We start from the raw sequence: 17,785 nt of genomic DNA, 5'->3' as shown, positions 1-17,785 counted from the left end.
TATTAAAAACCCCGCGCTTGGCGGGGTAGATTAACTTAAATGTAAAACTCGTTCTCATTCAATTCAATGCAACTATCTGCATAAGTGTTTCCGCTTACTTTTTCCCATTTTTTTGCATTGCTTGCTTTGCATTCAAATGCGTTTACCAAGTTCCACTCGCGATTTGCGTTTATTTCTTCTTTGCAGCGATTAAAAGAAACTAAAACGCGTTCACCTGATTTTAGTTTTTTGCTTGTGTGTGTAACTAACTCGCCAGTTTTAACATTTATTAAATAACTCATAAATCACCTATCTTTTCGTGAATTGTGGCTGGCTAAAATTGCCAGCCCTATTTTTGTATTATAATGCGTCAGGGTCGAAAGCAACGTTGCTTGATTCGTCCAAAACAGCTTTGGGCTTGCTTGCATTGTCAATTTCTTTTTTTGCTAACTCAATCAGCTCTGCTACTGTTAAGTTAAAATCATTGCAATTAAGTTCGATTGCAGACCAGCCTTTAGGCGTTTTAATCAGTACATCTTCACCGTACTCGCATGCATCATACTTAACCTCGAAGCCGTTCATGACTAATGAACCGATTGCGCTTGCTAGATTATTTATTTTGATTGATTTAGACATTTTATCACCTATCTTTTCGTGATGGGTTAGCGCCCTTTGCCCTAACCTCTGAAATACATATTAATATGGGCGCACCCATAAGGCAAGCATTAAATCACTTTATTTATAAATTTATTTTTTGGCAATAAAAAAGAGACTCTAAAAGTCTCTTTTGGTACGCCCGACAATCCGTGGCGAGGAAAAACAACAAAGGGTTTTTACAAACAGAGAGGGATGAATACGGTTTTTTTTGCGGCAGGTTTGCGGCAGGTTTTCATCGTTTATTTAATGTTTGCGGCAGGTTTGCGGCAGGTTTTTAGTTAAAGCTTAGTTTTAGTCTAATTTGTTGAAGTGTTGATTTTAAAGGCTTAGGAGGGGGTTTTAGGTGTCTCCAAGATGCGGTTGCGGGTGTCAGCCCTTGAACCCTAAGGTTCAGGCCTTTATTTGCTACTCTAAAAACTTATCATGTAACTTATGCGGGAACAATTGCGTATAAACTTGCCACAATATGTTTAGGTTTCTATGGCCTGTCACTTGCGCCACTTCTTCTATCGAATAACCTTTTTCAAATAATCGGCTTGCACCTTCGCGGCGTAAATCGTGATAACGTAAATCTTCAATGCCCAATTCATTACGAACTCGCTGAAAACCAGCGGTAACAGAGCGCGATTTAAACGGAAAAATCAGATCTGTGGTTTTAGCTTGGCGCATCACAATATCAAACGAACCTGCCAGCAATGGCACTATCATGTGATTACCTTCTTTTTTGCGCGGGTCTTTACGGTCACGCACTAAAATGGTTTTGTGTTCGCGGTTTAAATCATCCCACCTCAGCGCGCACACTTCACCAATCCGCATGCACGTTAAAATACTAAACTCTAAAATATCTAAAAATGGAATACGCACTTCGCCGTTGGCGCGATAATTCATGCGCTCGGTTAAGCCTTTTTTAAGGCGATCTAATTCGTTTTCTGTTGGTCGCCTGGTGCGCTTTTGGCTTTTGCCAACAAGCCCCATTTCGATTAATACCGGTACCGCGTCTTCAAAAATTTTATAGTTCGCATCGAGGTTAAACACTGGCCCCGCTTTTTTCATCACGCTACGCAAATAGGCAATATCATGGTAAATCGTCGCAGGGCCAGTACCCGCATCGCGCCTATTTTTACAATGCGTAATTAAATCACTGGTTTTTAAATTGTTACTTAAAACTTTTGCAATATCGCAATCAATCAGCATTTTAATAACGTATTGTTTAGTACGCCCCGTATTGGCCCACAAGTCGTGATCATTAAAGTACAAATTTAAAAGTGCCCCAAGGGGCACCGCTTTTAACTTTTTGAGGGCCCCATCTTGTTCAATCTTGCTCGTTAGATTTAAACCCCACTGCCGAGCGACTTCTTTTTTACTGAATGTTTTAGACTCTCGGTGTATCATTACACCATTATCTTTAACGCGCACAGTGCAACGGTAACTAAAAGAGCCGTCAGCTTTAGCGCGTTTTTCAATATTAAATGATGCCATGTAAATACCGTAAGTTATTGAATCGTCCTACCCCGCAAGGGGCCCATGTGGGGCACTCTACAACAAAACCCAGCGGAATTACAAGGAGTTCAGAGCAATTGAGCGATTATGAACAAACCATTAAATAAAGGCTTTAGCCCAGTAAATACAGCAAATACAGCGTTTAGGCGGTTCAGTATTGCACCTATGTTAGATTGGACTGATCGCCACTGCCGTACATTTCATCGAAAATTAACTCAACATGCTGTGCTTTACACAGAAATGATTACAACGGGTGCGATTATTCATGGCCGTGGGGATTATTTGCATTTTGGTCATCATGAACAACCTGTTGCGTTGCAATTAGGTGGGTCGGATCCTGCGGCGTTAGCTTTATGTGCAAAACAGGCCGATGAGCGCGGTTATCAGGAAATTAATTTAAATGTGGGTTGCCCGTCTGACCGTGTGCAAAATGGTCGTTTTGGCGCATGTTTAATGGCTGAACCAAATCTCGTCGCGCAATGTGTTTCTGCTATGAAAGAACAAACTAACATGCCGGTCACCGTCAAAACCCGCATAGGTATTGATGAGCAAGATTCTTATGAATTCTTATGTGCATTAGTGGATGCTTGTATTGCAGTGGATTGTAATGATTTTATTATTCATGCCCGTAAAGCGTGGTTAAGCGGGCTAAGCCCTAAAGAAAATCGTGATATTCCGCCGCTTGATTACGAGCGAGTGTACCAGTTAAAAAAAGATTACCCACAAACACATATCTCTATTAATGGTGGTGTAAAAACCATTGATCAAAGTTTGGACCATTTGCAATTTATTGATGGTGTGATGATGGGGCGAGAGGCTTACGCTAACCCTTATTTATTAACTCAAGTTGATAGCGCTATTTATGGTGATGCGACTACACAGGTGTTAACTCGTCATCAGGCTGTGCGTGCTATGTATGATTATTTTGAAACAGAAATGACAGGTGGAGCGAGCTTTTGGCATGTTGCCCGACATATGCTAGGTATTTTTCAGGGAGTACCGGGTGGTCGTGCATTTAGGCGTCATCTTTCAGAAAATGGCCATAAAAAAGAGGCTGATATTAAAGTAATGGAACAAGCGCTTAAATTTGTTACTGAATAATCAAACTTGAAACTCGAATAACCGTGGGTGTGCCGAAATCGGGATGATCCCCTCCCGATTTTGGGATTAACCAAGTTGTAAAATAGTTATATTTTAGTTAATTAAACACATTATTAGTCAAACTCACTCCTGATAGATTTTTTTGTTTTTATTGAGTTTATTTTTTTCTTTTATTTCAATATGTTAATTTTATTTTTAGATCTGGCACAAGCCTTGTAATAGATAAACTCAGAATAACTGAATTTTTAACTAATTACGGAGTTTGACCATGTTGAAGTTAACGCACCTTTTAGCTGTTATTTCAATTATTGCTGCTAGCTATTCTAGCTTTATAGATGTTGACCAAGCCATAAAGCTTGATTTTTGGCCAAGTCCAGAGCAGCAGTCTGATGCACCAGAAGTAGTTCAAGAATCTTTAGTTTTGGTTAAGAGCAAAGATGAGGTGCAATCATGATCCAGCCTTTCTTTTTGCTTAATATTTTATTGCTCCCAGTGTTGAGTTTATTAATTACATTTTTTGGTGTGCAGGTTAGTCGATACATGTTTGCTATTTATCATCGTTTTGAGCGTTGATATTTACCGCTTATCAGGTTGCCTATCCGTTTATCATAAAAAAGAATTGAGTAATGCGATTTAATTTAACCTCGGGTACTCAAAATTTATTATGTAAGTAGCTTTTATGTTCTTTTTAGATTCGCTCGCGTATTTTTTTGTTTTGCCTGTAGTTAGCTTGTTTTTTACTTTTGCACTGGTCAATGTCTATCAAAAACTGCATCAATTAGAATAAATTTCACTTAAGTAATTTTATCTTTTTTAACATAAAATATGCCTGTCAGTTTCTTTTATCTCCCTCGATCTATTTCTTCCAGATAAAATCGATTTTATATCTGTTGTATTACAGCAAATTAATTACTGTTTAACTCGCTGCCATACGGAATAAAAAATCTTTATTTTCTAGCTGTTTAAAGTATTAATCGTGTTGAAGTAACCCAAAATAGAGTTGTTTTTTACTTGTTAATCTATTGTTTTAAATTGAAAGTCCTTTTCTTGAAATAAAAAGCTCAGATTTTTTACATTCAATCTGTTGATAAACCTCTTATCTAAAAACGAGCTTAACGATTTTAATTTTGCAGTTAAATATTTTGCTTTTAGAGCAAATCACGGGATAAAACAACGTTGCTATTTAACTGGAATGTTATCGCTGTGGTTAATTTTGCTACTTTGATGGTTAAATTAACCACATTTTGGTTTTTGGTATGTTGTTTTTGTAGTGGAATATTCTTCGGTTTGTTTTTTATTATTTAAAATCAATTGATTATAGCTTTTTTGTTAGTTGGCACAGCACTTGATATAGCCATAGGGTAAGACCTTTTTAGCCAATATGATAAGGAGAATACTATGGGAGTCTTTACACGTATTACAGATATCGTTCAAGCCAATGTGATTGCTGCGCTTGATAAAGCAGAAAACCCAGAAAAATTAGTTAAGTTGATGATCCAAGAAATGGAAGAAACCTTGGTTGAAATTCGCAGTACATCCGCCAGGTTTTTAGCTGAGAAAAAAGAGCTGCAACGTGATCAGATCAATTACCAGAAAAGTGCACAATATTGGCAAGAAAAAGCCGAACTTGCTGTTACTAAAGGGCGTGATGATTTAGCTAAAGCAGCATTAGCTGAAAAGCATAATGCAACGATTCAGGCTAATGCGCTAGCTGATGAGCTAAGTCGTATCGAACATACACTCGAGAAGTTAACGCAAGATAGTCAAGCCTTACAGCAAAAGCTAACTCAAGCAAAAGCAAAGCAAGAAAGTTACTACCAGCGTGAGCAAATATTAACTTCACGTTTAAAAGTTAATACTCAGCTTCATAGTAGCAAAATTGCCGATGCGATGGCGCGTTTTGAACTTATTGAGCGCAAAGTTGATGATATCGAAGCGCAGGTTGAATCGTATGAGTTAACTCAAGCTAAGACGCTGCAGGCGCAATTTTCAGAGTTAGAAAGTTCAGAAAAAATTGACGATGATTTAGCCGCTTTAAAAGATAAAGTAGCTAAAAAATCAGCAGTTTAGTATCTGGTGGCGAGGAGAATTACGATGAATAGATTTGAAAATACGCAGTCTTTTTATAAAGACAGATTAAATAAAAAAATATCAGGAGTCTGTGCTGGAATTGCTAATGGCCATAATTTTCCAGTTTGGGCGACTCGTTTAGCTACATTGTTACTGTTTTTTATGTTTCCTGTTCCTGTATTAATTGGTTATTTTGTTGCCGCAATGATTTTACCTGCAAAATATTACTAGATCGTCAGTCATTAAATGAAAACCCCGCGAAAGCGGGGGAAGGAGCGCACATGAAAGTGTTATTTATAATTGGCTGCTTAGCATTGCTTTTGTGTATTAATGCGCCACAAGCTTTGCTTAATATTGATTTTGATGGGTTAATACCTGCTCAAATATTCCATACGTCATTATTCGATAATATGTTGGTGGTTATGGTGATTGTTGCAGCTATCTTTACAGTTGTGGCATTAGGTGTTTTTTTGGCTGTTGGCTTGTTTGGTATTATTTGTTCTATTTTATTTGTAGTGGCGCTAATTATGCTTGCCAGTGGGCTTGCGATACTTTGGCCATTTTTGTTGATAGGCTTTGTTATTTGGTTGCTTGTTGCGGATAAAAAACCAATAACACGCTAACTGGTAGGTGCAGCTGAAGATTTGCTGAGGTATCATAAGTCATTCAATTAAGAGGGACTTATTATGAAAACGTTAATGCTGTATCTCACTGCAATGCTTTTGTCTTTCCACAGTTTTGCTGGGCAGTTATCTGTTACTAATCTAAAAATACGCGAATTTATCCCCGCAGCCTCAAGTAGCGTTGCTTATTTTACGTTATCTAATCAAAGTGAAGTAGCTAAAACCTTAGTTGAGGTAAATATTAGTGGTGTAGGGCGTACCGAGTTGCATCAACATTCACATGTTGATGGGTTAATGAGGATGGAGCAAGTAAAGCAAGTTGTAGTACCTGCCAAAGAAGCTGTGGTATTTCAACCGGGTGGTCTACATTTAATGTTGTTTGAGCCAAAGAGTTTACCTGTGGCGGGTGAAATGACGGATGTAACGTTTAAGTTTAGTGATGGTGAGCAAATTACAGTGAGTGGGCCGGTTATTTCTTTAATGCATCAAAAACATAACCATAGTCATCATTAGGAGAAGGTATGAGTCAACATAAAGGCAAGATTTTTGTCGCTATTTTAATGTTTTTACTGCTCAACTATGTTGTTGCGGTTTATTGGAGTTTTGAGCCTAATAGGGTTGATATTAAGTCACACGCTATTGAGCTAGCTGCTAAAAATAATGAAGAACTAGTGATCGGCTATACAACTACGACCGCATTAATTGAGGTTGTTAATACTTTGCTAGATAAGCCTGGTGGTTATTTGTCCAATGATGTTATGCCGCCTTCGGTTTTAATGGATAACATTCCTGCATGGGAATATGGTGCCTTGGAAATGAGCCGTGATTTAGCACTGTCGATGCGTAAGGATTTAAGTCGCTCTCAGTCTCAATCAACAGAGCATCCAATGCTTAAGCAAGCTCAGCCACAATTTAATATTAATTCGGATGCTTGGGCATGGCCAAGTGCCGAAGGTGAGTATCGTAAAGGGGTTGACTTTTTAATTAAGTATCGTAGTGACATTGCAAATCGCAGTAATAGTAACGCACAATTTTACGCACGTGCCGATAATTTACGTGGTTGGCTTAAAGAGGCTGAAAAGCGTTTAGGTAGCTTAAGCCAGCGCTTGAGTGCAAGTGTTGGTCAAGATCGCTTAAATACAGATTTAGCTGGTGATAGTGCTGCAAAACAAGCAACGTATGCGCCTCATGCAAATCAAATAAAAACATCGTGGTGGGAAATTGACGATGTTTTTTATGAGTCACGTGGTGCGGCTTGGGCGCTATTGCATTTTTTACAGGCTGTAGAATATGATTTTGCGGATGTATTAGAAAAGAAAAATGCTAAAATTAGTCTACAGCAAATCATTAGGGAATTAGAAGCGACACAAGATCCTGTGTGGAGTCCTATGATTTTAAATGGGAGTGGTTTTGGTTTAGTTGCTAATCACTCGTTGGTAATGGCAAATTATATATCACGGGCAAATGCCGCCTTGATTGAATTAACAGAGTTACTAGCTCAGGGATAAAAGAATGAAAAATATATATTTAACAGCAGCCCTTTCACTTGCTTGCGCTGCTCCATTAGCGCAAGCTGATGTTATTTTGGGTCTATATGCTGGCGCTGAAGCTTGGCAAGCTAAAAGCAAAGGAAGTTTTGCGCAAAATAGTAATTTGCAAAATTTTAATTTTGAAGATGAAATGTTTACCAGCTTTTATGTTGCGCTTGAGCATCCAGTTCCTTTAATTCCGAATATAAAAATTAAACATAATGAATTAGAAATTATGGGTGAAACGATGCTGACTTCAGGTTTTAAATTTGAAGATAAAGTATTTCAAATTGGGACCTCTGCTAAAACGGTTGCTGATTTTACCCATAATGATTTGATTTTATATTATGAAATATTTGATAACGATTTAATCTCAATTGATTTAGGTATTAGCGCGAAGCAGTTTGATGGCACTATTTTAGTTGAAGGTGCAGAGCAGGCTGGTAAAGCTTCTGTTTCAACGGAGTTTTCAGGTTATGTTCCAATGGCTTATGCTGCAGCTCAAGTCGGGCTACCTTTTACCGGCCTGAGTGTGTTTGCTGAAGGTAGTTTATTGTCAGTAGGTGATAGTAAAATTCAAGACTACCAAGTTGGAGTTGCTTGGGAGTTTATTGATAATATGGCTGTTGATGTTGCCGTTAAAGTAGGTTTTCGCTCATTAGTTGTTGAACTAGATGACTTAGATAATCTTTATACTGATTTTGAAGTAACAGGGCCATTTGCCGGTATTCAATTTCATTTTTAATCTCATAGAATAAAATTAATAAAAAAAGCTGCATTTTGCAGCTTTTTTTATTTGCTCCAAATTACTTCAAAATCGCTAGAGAATAAAGTATCGAGTTGTTGTTTATAATTGGTATTTAATTGTGGGTTAGAGAGTGTTGTGAGTTCATTGCCTGTTTGAGTAAATTTATAATAAGTAAGGATTAAGCCATCTTTTTTAGCTCTTAAGGTGCAGTCTATGTTATTAAAAGATAAGCTGTACTCTTGATCAATATTTAATTCAGTGCTTTCAATCTCTTGATCGTAAAAGACAGCAATATCAATCAAGGTCAGAATATTTGGGAAACTTAAACCCGCCTTACTTAAATTTAGATTGATTTTTCCTTGTAGCCTAAAGAAATTTAACAGTGTTGGCTTCTTGTAATACCCCAATAAAATCAAACTACTATTATCTTGTGAAGAGCGACCTGCAATACTAACGGCACGCTGTAATGCTTCAGCTTCTTTTAAAGTCATTTGTTTGAGAGCAAGTAAACTTTTATAAGAAAAAGTACCTGGCTTTATGGTTTCACCAGCCAGAATTTTAGCCCATAGTTGCTGCATTGCTTGGTTCGAGGTGTCTTCGGCAAGTGCAATAAATCGTTCAATCCAATCAGGATCAGGCTCTTCATCACTACTCACATGTGGGCAATACTCAATCGCCAATGCCATAATAGTTTCGATATTTTGTTGTTGTCGTAACAGTGTGAGTTGGCGTCTTTTAGATGCACGTTGCTGTAATGTTTCACTGCTATTGATGATATATTGCGGAGTGACACCGTGACTTTTACCCACTTGGTTACTTTGAGTCGAAATCGTGGTTACTTTATTTTTTGCAACAGGATTGCCTAACTTACGTTTGATTATGTGTGCCAGAGTGTCATGTGCTGCAGATATTTTCATAATATTGACTCATTTGAAGGTAACACTTCATCAGGTGCATTAATCGCAGTTTGTGATTGTAAGTTTTTAAGACCGACTTCCAAGGCTGAAGATAATATAATTTTATGAAGTAAAGCTAGATATCCAGCAAAAATAGGGGGAGTTATTTCACCTTCAATCGTCCAGCTAACAAGGTATTTACTTCTATCTTTATGAAATATAATAGGTTCAATTTTTAATGCGCTAAAAGCTAAATGTTCATCATTAAACAGTATGTTAAATTGAATGTTTTTATCATCGACCATAGAAAAAGTTAATTCACCAGTTTGATATCGACCTTGCCAAGCTAAAAAAGCACCAACTCCTCTGGTTTTCTCACCAAAGATAAATGTTAAATCAGGATTTATAAGGTGCCATGTTTGCCAAGATGGCCAATTTTTTAAATCAAATAGCCAATAGTCTAAGCTTGTTGGTGTTGCTTCAATATAAATAGATTTTTTTATCTGATAATGAGTCGGTAGCAAAAAACCAATAACCAATATTAAAATAATTAAAAAGGTTACTAGCCTAAAGATAGATTTAATCAGCATTGAGTTACCTTAATGTTAACATGTTGATTTTCATTAATTACGTACCGATAGATGAAAAAAAAGCATCGCGAACTTAAAAAAAATAAGTAAGAGTAAAGTTATCCGCTTTTTTTTGTAGAGTTTCAACTATAATGATTGCAGATAATCTTTATCTATCATATTAATATGTTTATGACCAAAACTAGCAATGTCCGAATCAAACGTATTATTCGTCATTATTATCTAGGAGCTCTATGACTCAGACTGAACAAGAAGGGTTTTTGTTTTTAAGCGAAGATGAACCTGAGCAAGAAATCCTACATTCTGAGTACTGGGATGTGTTGATTGTTGATGACGATCCTGAAATTCATTCTGTGACCCAACTTGCCTTATCTGGCGTACTATTTTGGGATAAGCCGTTACGTTTCCATCACGCTTATTCAGGCAAAGAAGCGGTTGAGTACCTTAGCACCAATCATGAAATTGCAGTTGTATTACTTGATGTCGTAATGGAAAGCGATGATGCTGGCTTAACGGCTGTAAAGAAGATACGTGATCACTTACATAACCATAACGTTCGGATTATTTTACGCACCGGTCAACCCGGCTATGCCCCTGAAGAAAGTATTATTCGTCAATACGATATTAATGATTATAAAACTAAAACAGAACTGACTCGTAGCAAATTAGTCACCTCATTAATTACAGCCATCCGCTCTTTTCAACAATTACGAGAAATGGAAAAACAAAGTAATGGTTTAAAAGACATTATTACTGCATCTAAAGCTATTTTAGGTATCAGTGATATTAAAAATTTCTCTAAGGCAGTCATTATTCAGCTTTCAGAGGTCCTTGGGTGCGAGCCATCTGGTGTGTTATGTGGTGTGATTGATAGCGATGAGCAAGTCACTGTGCTCGGTGGTTCAAATGAGTATAATGCGTATTTTGGTTTAGGCATTGAGCAACTTGATAATGGTCGAATTATTCACCAAGTGCAGGAGTGTTTAGCGCAACGTACTCATCAGCAAACAGAGCATGATATTACCTTTTTAGCGCCATGCAGCGGACGAAATGCCGCAATTTACCTTGAATTAAATGAAAAGCTGACCGATTCACAGTTACAATTTGCTGAGATTTTTCTCACGAATGTGTCTGTTGGCTTTGATAATGTGAAACTAATTGATCGTTTAAAAGATGCAGCTTATACAGACAGCTTAACAGGGCTTTCTAATCGCACGGATTTTGTAGAAAAAATAGCTTCTTTTGCTGCCAAAAAAGGCAAAAATCATCGTCTTTATCTAATCGATATTGAAAAGTTTTCAGATATTAACAATGGGCTGGGGCAGGATGTGGGCAATATGCTGCTTCAAGCGGTTGCTAACCGATTGCAAACTGAACTGCCTTCGGCACGCATTATTGCTCGAATAGGTGCGGATGTTTTTGCGATAGTTATTGAGCGCAATGTAACATCACCGCAGTATATTAATCAGTTACTCAGTTTGCCGTTTCGAGCGGGTGAACATTTATTGCCAATTAACTTTAGTTTGGGAATTTGTGAGGAGGAGTACTTTGACTCTTCAGGATTGCAAACTCTTAAAACGGGCTACATTGCCCTGAATCTTGCAAAAAGCCAATCTCAATTTAATTACGAATTTTACTTACCTGAAATGGAAGAAAAAATGACCTGGCGTTTAGGGATTATTCGCCAATTACGTCAAGATTTCTCAGAGGGTAAGCTGCAAGTCTGGTATCAACCACAAATAGATTTAACGACCAAAAAAGTAATTGGTTGCGAAGCTTTATTACGCTGGCCAACAGATAACGGGCAATTTATATCGCCAGTGGTGTTTGTGCCATTGGCTGAATACTCAGGTATGATTGTTGATATTGGCCAGTGGGTATTGGAGCAGGCGTGTCAGCAGCAAAAACAATTAGCAGCAATGGGTCATAAAATTCGTATGGCGGTTAACGTTTCAGTACCTCAATTTCGTAATATTGATTTTGTGAAGCAAGTGACTCAAACCATTGCTGAGCATCAAGTTGAGCCTGGATTTATTGAATTAGAAGTGACTGAGAGTATAGTAATGGATGACCCTACTGCAGTAATTGCAGTATTAACTGAATTAAAATCATTGGGGTTAGAGATAGCGATTGATGATTTTGGTACAGGATTTTCATCATTAAGTTACTTACAAAAACTTCCGTTAGATCGTATTAAGATAGACCGTGCTTTTATTAAAGACATTCCAAATGAAGATGCAGAGGCAATTGCAGAGCTCATAATTTCACTTGGTAAAAAAATGAAACTTCATACTATAGCCGAAGGTATTGAAACCCAAGCTCAAGCTGATTATTTAATTAAAGCAGGTTGTGAAGAAGCGCAAGGTTTTATGTATTCAAAACCACTCCCTAGTCAGGAGTTAGTTAAATTTTTACAAGAATATAGCTGTTAAAAATAACGAGGTTGGTTGTTATTTGTTCGATTTCATTTGCAACTAAACTCAGGTATAATCCCCGCCCTTATTTCCATTGTTGCCATTAACGCGCGTATTTAGACGGACTTTATGTTCAATTTCATAGATAGATGAAATGTGCGCTGGTTTATACAGATGGATCACTGAATTATATTTTGTCTCTGAGGCTTTACTATGGCAGCGTTAACTGCTGAACGCGGACTTTTTTCTTATCCAAAATACTGGGCTGAGTGTTATGGCACAGCCGATTTTTTACCTACTACCCGCGCAGAAATGGATGCTTTAGGCTGGGACAGCTGTGATGTTATTTTGGTTTGTGGTGATGCTTATGTTGACCATCCAAGTTTTGGCATGGCGGTAATTGGTCGTGTTCTTGAGTCTCAAGGATTTCGAGTTGGCATTATTGCGCAGCCAGATTGGAATAGCAAAGATGCGTTCATGAGTTTAGGTAAACCGAATTTGTTTTACGGTGTGAGTGCCGGCAATATGGATTCGATGATTAATCGTTATACCGCAGAAAAGCGTATGCGCCATGATGATGCTTATACACCAGGAAATGTCGGTGGTAAGCGCCCAGATCGTGCGGTATTGGTTTATACCCAACGCTGTAAAGAAGCTTATAAAGATGTGCCCGTTGTTATTGGTGGCATTGAAGCGAGCCTTCGTCGTATTGCGCATTATGATTATTGGTCAGAAAAAGTGCGTCGCAGCATTATTTTTGATGCCAAAGCTGACATCCTTATTTATGGTAATGCAGAGCGCCCATTAGTTGAGGTGGCACATCGCATCGCTGCAGGTGAAACAATTGCGGACATTCAAGATGTTCGTGGTACTGCGGTTATTCGCAAAGAGCCTTTACCCGGTTGGCGTGGCGCAGATTCAACCGCTATTGATAAAATCGGTAAGATAGATCCAATCCCAAATCCATATGGTGCGGATGATGTCGGATGCAGTAAATCTGAATTTAAACAAGCAGGGATAGATCTCAAAGAGCAAGCGGCCAAGCCAATTATTGTTCAGCCAGCACGACCCAAACCTTGGGAAAAGACCTATGTAAAGCTGCCAGCATTTGAACAAGTGAGTGTCAATAAACCTTTATATGCTCATGCTTCACGTATTTTACATCAAGAAACAAATCCTGGGTGCGCACGTGCGTTGTTCCAGCGTCATGGCGATCGTTCTGTATGGGTTAATCCGCCAGCGTTCCCGCTTGAAACAGATGAGATGGATGGTGTTTTTGGACTGCCATATCAACGAGTACCACACCCAAGTTATGGCGATGCTAAAATTCCAGCGTACGACATGATTAAAACCTCGGTTAATATCATGCGTGGCTGTTTTGGTGGATGCAGTTTTTGCTCAATTACCGAGCATGAAGGGCGCATTATTCAAAGCCGCTCTGAAGAGTCGATCATTAATGAAATAGAACAAATTCGTGATAAAGTGCCCGGTTTTACGGGGGTCATTTCAGACTTAGGTGGCCCAACAGCGAACATGTACAAGTTGCGTTGTAAGAGTGAAAAAGCAGAGAGTACCTGTCGTCGTTTATCGTGTGTGTTTCCTGATATTTGTAACCATATGGATACTGATCACACACCAACCATTGATTTATACCGCAAAGCCCGAAACGTCGATGGTGTGAAAAAAATCTTAATTGCATCGGGTGTCCGTTACGACTTAGCGGTTGAAGATCCGCGATATGTGAAAGAATTAGTAAGTCATCATGTTGGCGGTTATTTAAAAATAGCTCCTGAGCATACAGAGGAAGGGCCGTTATCGAAAATGATGAAGCCGGGTATGGGGGCTTACGATAAATTCAAAGAGCTATTTGATAAGTACTCTAAAGAGGCGGGTAAAAAGCAGTATTTGATCCCCTATTTTATTTCGGCCCATCCGGGGACAACGGATGAAGACATGGTCAACATGGCGTTATGGCTAAAGTCGAATGATTTTAAACTGGATCAGGTGCAAAACTTTTATCCTTCACCGATGGCGAATGCAACCACCATTTATCATACAGAGATGAACTCACTGCGAAACATCAAAAATAACAAAGATGTGGTCGCGGTGCCAAAAGGAGCGAGACAACGACGTTTACATAAAGCGATCCTTCGTTACCATGATCCTGCTGGCTGGCCGATGATCCGAGAAGCATTACGTGCAATGGGTAAAGCTAAGCTAATAGGAAATGGCCCTCAGTGCCTTGTGCCAGAAGAAAGCCGTCAAGAGAAAATGCAAACAGGAAAAGCAAGTAAAGGCAAAGCCAACACTAAAGGCCGACCTGCGCTCACTCGTCATACAGGTTTTAGTCAGTTCAAAAAAGCGAATACAAAGCCTAGAGTGGGTGATAACCGCCAGCGTGCAAAATGAGTCTAACGTTTAGATAGGTTGGTTTTAGCGTAATATAAAATTTTTATGTCTTATATAGTGCTCTAAATTATGTATAACCTCTACTAAGGCAGAGAAATCTGCCTTTTTCATTATTGAAAATAGATTTATTTACTTTCAGAGAGAGATTTTTCGTAAAATATAGATATACTAGCTTGTAGTCCAAAAAGAAATAGCGCTCATAGAACTAAACTTGTTAAAATATTTGTCATCTCCCCTTTTTTATTAATTTAAGCTTTTCGATAAACAACTCTTTTGCCAAATAAATAGAGAGATATATAAGCTACTAAAATAGATTGTGCCTGTAATAATCACAGATAAAGCAACAAATTTAATATCTACATTATCTACATACTCAAGGAAATCTAAAGCAAGGTGAAGATGGTTAAACACCAAAAATAATGAGAAACCAATTCCAATTAAAACTTCAAACAAAGAGTTTTTTACTAATATAAAAAACAAACTTAGTTGCTGTGCGCCAAGGGTCTCTCTCACTGCGAGTCTTTTAGACTGAGAACGCACATAAGCTTGAATTAATGAGTACAATCCTAAGATGCAAATTAAAGTTAGTGTGGCTATACAACTAATAGAAGCATATGTGAATTTAATTTCATATCCATAAAAATTTTCTAATGCTTCATCCCATCGCTTTATAGTTGTTATTTCAACAATGTCTTTACCGATCCTGTTTAGAATAGGCGCTAATATACGAGAAGCCCCCTCCTTAGAATCCCCTTCAATTAGTAGATAGAAACTCCCCCCTAATAAGGGAAGAGAATTTACAATTATAGTCGGCTTACTTAACACGTAATGGCTTTCTTTCTCTTCTCCAAATACAGTCGCTATAGTCTTTTGAGCAATGCCACCAGGGAGTTTTAAATTAACCTTTTTGCCAACAGCATCATCAAGTCTGATCCCTATATCATTTACGAATGTTTTATTAACGGCAATTTCGTCTAAATTAATTCTCTCCCTAGAGCCAACTAATATATCTTGACCTAACAAGTGAGTTACAGTGCTCGATTCTATTACATCAATTGAAATACTTTTATTCTCTCCCTGAAGACTTGCTTGAAGCCTCATTTTATTTGGGTCCAAAGGGTGAGAGGAGTAAACTATTACACTATTTTTTTGTTCATTAAAATAATCATATTGGATCGAGTAGGTAGTAACTTTATACTTCATATCAGAAAAATTACTTTTGACCTCTACAAATAATGTGGTCTCAGAGTCTTCTGGTTTCTGATTTATCACCAAGTTGTAGTTTTTTAAAACATGTGCTCCAAACACCATTGTGGAACATATAGCCGAAGTGAAAATAATAAGAGTGAACGGTTTTAGAATATAATTTAAAGTTATTCGATAAATTTTACTCGTTTCATCTATATTTAATAAAGGTTTTATAATAACAATTGTCACAAAAGCAACAAAAATAAAAATGATGGTGCTTAAAATAAGAGTGATTTTTACACTGTTTTCATAGGAGAAAATAAAATACTTAATAAATATCAGGTCTTTTAAAGTATTGTTAATTAAATCAAGATTAAAAAAAAATAAAACTAAAGCCACTAAAAAAGGAAAAAGGAAAAAAGAGGTGTTGTCGATAATAAACTGTTTTAGAATAAATGTATCATTAGCCCCCAATTTAACTTTAATTTTAACTTCACTCGCTCTCTTTCTAAGAATATTCAATAAAAACGATACAACTCCTGATAAGTAAAGTAGAAAAACAACTAAGATTATCATTATGCTGAACTCAATCGACTTCTTAATTTCGAGCATCCAATCAGGTTCTAGAATCAACCCTTTATAGACGGCTAGCTTTCCTGAATAGGAGGCTTTTTGATAGCTATCAATGTTATCTAGTTTCTGTTGAATAGCATCTATCTTATCGGTAGAAATTTGTGCGAATGCAAAGTAGAGGGGTTGATTCATCATTACGAGCTTCTTAAGCTCTAATTGAATATTTTCAGGGGTTTCACTCGAAAATGTTATATCGTAAAAATTTACCAATAATTCAATAGGTAGCCAGAGGTCGATACTCTTTCGACTGAAACTTTCAAAGGCTTTTAGCGTTATTGAATTAAAGTCAATTAATTCTTTGTTATTGAGTTTAATGAATGGTTCACCGCTACTATACTGATTAAAAGATCTAGAAAAACTTTTAGAAGCAATCATTGTGTTACTTTCAGTAATCAATTTACCATCAAGATCAACAACGCCTAGTTTTTCAAAAAAGTGTGGTGAATAAAAGGCTACCGATACTTCAGGTAAAACCGTGCTACCTATCATGATATCGACCTTTAGCTCAGAATATATTAATAACTCATTAAATAGAGCGCTTTCTCCTAGTTGATCCAATTGATTTTTTGAAACTTTTGATAACGAACCTGATGACTCCGCCATACCAATTGTGACCCATTCTTTTGTATTAACACCGTATGGAAGTGCTTCGTCGAATTGACTATATATAGGTAATAATAAAAGTAAAAGGAAGGATAAAAACAAGCCCAATACGAAAAGTAATGCGCAAAAATATTTCTTTTCATAAATATGTGAAAGTGACTCTCTTGTTACAAACATTGCAAGAACCCATCATCCATCCCCAGTTTCCGATCGGCGATATTTGCAATTGCTTCATCGTGAGTAACTATTAGGACTGTCGTATTAAATTCATTATTGATACTTTTCAGTAATTCAATGATCTCATGGCTATTTTTAGTATCTAAGTTTCCTGTCGGTTCATCAGCAATTATAAGGGAAGGATTCATAATGAGCCCACGCGCAATTGCGACTCTTTGCTGTTGCCCCCCTGAAAGCTCATTTGGATAATGCAACTTGCGATGAGAAAGGTGTACGAGTTCTAAGAGCTCATTGGCTCGACGAATTGACTCTGCTTTAGGGGTGGTGTTAAAGTGTGTAGGAAGTAAAATATTCTGAAGAACATTGAGCTCTGGTAATAAATTGAAACCTTGGAATATCCAACCTATATACTTGTTTCGAATATAAGCTAATTGAGATCGGCTTAAACCTTGCATCGGTTGGCCATATAGTTCATAAGTGCCATTACTTGGCTTAGCTATTAGGCCAATAATGCTAAGTAATGTTGACTTTCCTGAACCAGAACTGCCAACAATTGAAACAAATTCACTCGATTTAATTTCCAGTGAAACGTTATTCACGGCTTTGCTTATCACCCTGCCATTATTGTACTCTTTTGTTATGTTATCTAATAAAATGGCTGTTGACAT

General features: G+C 37.4%; 17 protein-coding genes. 10 read left to right on the top strand and 7 right to left on the bottom strand.

The annotated features are described in order from the left end of the window. Nucleotides 1–35 precede the first annotated feature (35 nt). The 3 genes from AC3KZC_RS14300 to AC3KZC_RS14290 form a co-directional block, all read right to left on the bottom strand. Nucleotides 36–281, bottom strand: a complete 246-nt coding sequence (locus AC3KZC_RS14300) for a hypothetical protein (protein ID WP_490576956.1) — start codon at nucleotides 279–281, stop codon at nucleotides 36–38. A gap of 58 nt (nucleotides 282–339) precedes the next feature. Further along, nucleotides 340–615, bottom strand: coding sequence for a hypothetical protein (locus tag AC3KZC_RS14295; protein ID WP_490576957.1), 276 nt, complete (start codon nucleotides 613–615; stop codon nucleotides 340–342). A 426-nt stretch (nucleotides 616–1,041) separates the two neighbouring features. Continuing rightward, nucleotides 1,042–2,115: a site-specific integrase gene (locus tag AC3KZC_RS14290; RefSeq protein WP_490576958.1), complete on the bottom strand. Its 1,074-nt coding sequence runs from the start codon at nucleotides 2,113–2,115 to the stop codon at nucleotides 1,042–1,044. Nucleotides 2,116–2,223: 108 nt separating this feature from the next. Here AC3KZC_RS14290 and dusA point away from each other — a divergent pair, with 108 nt between their 5' ends. The 8 genes from dusA to AC3KZC_RS14250 all read left to right on the top strand — a co-directional run bounded on the left by dusA (nucleotide 2,224) and on the right by AC3KZC_RS14250 (nucleotide 8,204). Beyond that, on the top strand, nucleotides 2,224–3,237 hold the full coding sequence (gene dusA, locus AC3KZC_RS14285) for a tRNA dihydrouridine(20/20a) synthase DusA (RefSeq protein ID WP_490576959.1): 1,014 nt from the start codon (nucleotides 2,224–2,226) through the stop codon (nucleotides 3,235–3,237). A gap of 268 nt (nucleotides 3,238–3,505) precedes the next feature. Next, nucleotides 3,506–3,691, top strand: a complete 186-nt coding sequence (locus AC3KZC_RS14280; RefSeq protein ID WP_490576960.1) for a hypothetical protein — start codon at nucleotides 3,506–3,508, stop codon at nucleotides 3,689–3,691. 944 nt (nucleotides 3,692–4,635) lie between these two features. Continuing rightward, on the top strand, nucleotides 4,636–5,307 hold the full coding sequence (gene pspA, locus AC3KZC_RS14275) for a phage shock protein PspA (RefSeq protein WP_490576961.1): 672 nt from the start codon (nucleotides 4,636–4,638) through the stop codon (nucleotides 5,305–5,307). Between the two features lie 24 nt (nucleotides 5,308–5,331). Then, nucleotides 5,332–5,538: a PspC domain-containing protein gene (locus AC3KZC_RS14270; protein WP_490576962.1), complete on the top strand. Its 207-nt coding sequence runs from the start codon at nucleotides 5,332–5,334 to the stop codon at nucleotides 5,536–5,538. 50 nt (nucleotides 5,539–5,588) lie between these two features. Next, nucleotides 5,589–5,930, top strand: coding sequence for a hypothetical protein (locus AC3KZC_RS14265; protein ID WP_490576963.1), 342 nt, complete (start codon nucleotides 5,589–5,591; stop codon nucleotides 5,928–5,930). A gap of 63 nt (nucleotides 5,931–5,993) precedes the next feature. Further along, nucleotides 5,994–6,443, top strand: coding sequence for a copper chaperone PCu(A)C (locus tag AC3KZC_RS14260; protein WP_490576964.1), 450 nt, complete (start codon nucleotides 5,994–5,996; stop codon nucleotides 6,441–6,443). Nucleotides 6,444–6,451: 8 nt separating this feature from the next. Beyond that, the gene (locus AC3KZC_RS14255) at nucleotides 6,452–7,438 is read left to right on the top strand and encodes a DUF2333 family protein (RefSeq protein ID WP_490576965.1); all 987 of its coding nucleotides are present in this window, start codon (nucleotides 6,452–6,454) and stop codon (nucleotides 7,436–7,438) included. A gap of 4 nt (nucleotides 7,439–7,442) precedes the next feature. Further along, nucleotides 7,443–8,204 carry a TIGR04219 family outer membrane beta-barrel protein gene (locus tag AC3KZC_RS14250; RefSeq protein WP_490576966.1) on the top strand — a complete coding sequence of 254 codons (762 nt, stop codon included), beginning with the start codon at nucleotides 7,443–7,445 and terminating at the stop codon, nucleotides 8,202–8,204. A 47-nt stretch (nucleotides 8,205–8,251) separates the two neighbouring features. Here the strand turns inward: AC3KZC_RS14250 and AC3KZC_RS14245 are convergent, their stop codons facing one another. After that, entirely contained in the window at nucleotides 8,252–9,124 is an 873-nt protein-coding gene (locus AC3KZC_RS14245) for a TIGR03899 family protein (protein WP_490576967.1), read from the bottom strand. Next, nucleotides 9,121–9,693, bottom strand: coding sequence for an SRPBCC family protein (locus AC3KZC_RS14240; RefSeq protein WP_490576968.1), 573 nt, complete (start codon nucleotides 9,691–9,693; stop codon nucleotides 9,121–9,123). Before AC3KZC_RS14240 ends, AC3KZC_RS14245 begins: the two co-directional genes overlap by 4 nt. A gap of 233 nt (nucleotides 9,694–9,926) precedes the next feature. On the opposite strand from AC3KZC_RS14240, the gene AC3KZC_RS14235 reads away from it, so the two are divergent. Both AC3KZC_RS14235 and AC3KZC_RS14230 read left to right on the top strand, forming a co-directional pair. After that, nucleotides 9,927–12,125 (top strand): bifunctional diguanylate cyclase/phosphodiesterase, encoded by a 2,199-nt coding sequence (locus tag AC3KZC_RS14235; protein WP_490576969.1) that lies wholly within the window; start codon nucleotides 9,927–9,929, stop codon nucleotides 12,123–12,125. Nucleotides 12,126–12,320: 195 nt separating this feature from the next. Continuing rightward, a complete protein-coding gene (locus AC3KZC_RS14230; protein WP_490576970.1) occupies nucleotides 12,321–14,516 on the top strand; it encodes a YgiQ family radical SAM protein in 2,196 nt (731 codons plus the stop codon). A 243-nt stretch (nucleotides 14,517–14,759) separates the two neighbouring features. Here the strand turns inward: AC3KZC_RS14230 and AC3KZC_RS14225 are convergent, their stop codons facing one another. Both AC3KZC_RS14225 and AC3KZC_RS14220 read right to left on the bottom strand, forming a co-directional pair. Then, entirely contained in the window at nucleotides 14,760–17,117 is a 2,358-nt protein-coding gene (locus AC3KZC_RS14225) for a hypothetical protein (RefSeq protein WP_490576971.1), read from the bottom strand. Next, nucleotides 17,108–17,785 (bottom strand): ABC transporter ATP-binding protein, encoded by a 678-nt coding sequence (locus tag AC3KZC_RS14220; protein ID WP_490576972.1) that lies wholly within the window; start codon nucleotides 17,783–17,785, stop codon nucleotides 17,108–17,110. The genes AC3KZC_RS14225 and AC3KZC_RS14220 overlap by 10 nt, the downstream gene beginning before the upstream one ends.

Source organism: Pseudoalteromonas sp. J2K-J031, from assembly GCF_058197095.2.
Note: the sequence above shows the minus strand (reverse complement) of the source record. Positions and strands in the feature narration are given on the sequence as shown.

Excerpts from the sequence above, each read along its gene's own strand:
- AC3KZC_RS14300 (WP_490576956.1), bottom strand. The coding sequence starts at position 281 with ATGAGTTATTTAATAAATGTTAAAACTGGCGAGTTAGTTACACACACA.
- AC3KZC_RS14295 (WP_490576957.1), bottom strand. The coding sequence starts at position 615 with ATGTCTAAATCAATCAAAATAAATAATCTAGCAAGCGCAATCGGTTCA.
- AC3KZC_RS14290 (WP_490576958.1), bottom strand. The coding sequence starts at position 2,115 with ATGGCATCATTTAATATTGAAAAACGCGCTAAAGCTGACGGCTCTTTT.
- dusA (WP_490576959.1), top strand. The coding sequence starts at position 2,224 with ATGAACAAACCATTAAATAAAGGCTTTAGCCCAGTAAATACAGCAAAT.
- AC3KZC_RS14280 (WP_490576960.1), top strand. The coding sequence starts at position 3,506 with ATGTTGAAGTTAACGCACCTTTTAGCTGTTATTTCAATTATTGCTGCT.
- pspA (WP_490576961.1), top strand. The coding sequence starts at position 4,636 with ATGGGAGTCTTTACACGTATTACAGATATCGTTCAAGCCAATGTGATT.
- AC3KZC_RS14270 (WP_490576962.1), top strand. The coding sequence starts at position 5,332 with ATGAATAGATTTGAAAATACGCAGTCTTTTTATAAAGACAGATTAAAT.
- AC3KZC_RS14265 (WP_490576963.1), top strand. The coding sequence starts at position 5,589 with ATGAAAGTGTTATTTATAATTGGCTGCTTAGCATTGCTTTTGTGTATT.
- AC3KZC_RS14260 (WP_490576964.1), top strand. The coding sequence starts at position 5,994 with ATGAAAACGTTAATGCTGTATCTCACTGCAATGCTTTTGTCTTTCCAC.
- AC3KZC_RS14255 (WP_490576965.1), top strand. The coding sequence starts at position 6,452 with ATGAGTCAACATAAAGGCAAGATTTTTGTCGCTATTTTAATGTTTTTA.
- AC3KZC_RS14250 (WP_490576966.1), top strand. The coding sequence starts at position 7,443 with ATGAAAAATATATATTTAACAGCAGCCCTTTCACTTGCTTGCGCTGCT.
- AC3KZC_RS14245 (WP_490576967.1), bottom strand. The coding sequence starts at position 9,124 with ATGAAAATATCTGCAGCACATGACACTCTGGCACACATAATCAAACGT.
- AC3KZC_RS14240 (WP_490576968.1), bottom strand. The coding sequence starts at position 9,693 with ATGCTGATTAAATCTATCTTTAGGCTAGTAACCTTTTTAATTATTTTA.
- AC3KZC_RS14235 (WP_490576969.1), top strand. The coding sequence starts at position 9,927 with ATGACTCAGACTGAACAAGAAGGGTTTTTGTTTTTAAGCGAAGATGAA.
- AC3KZC_RS14230 (WP_490576970.1), top strand. The coding sequence starts at position 12,321 with ATGGCAGCGTTAACTGCTGAACGCGGACTTTTTTCTTATCCAAAATAC.
- AC3KZC_RS14225 (WP_490576971.1), bottom strand. The coding sequence starts at position 17,117 with ATGTTTGTAACAAGAGAGTCACTTTCACATATTTATGAAAAGAAATAT.
- AC3KZC_RS14220 (WP_490576972.1), bottom strand. The coding sequence starts at position 17,785 with ATGTCAACAGCCATTTTATTAGATAACATAACAAAAGAGTACAATAAT.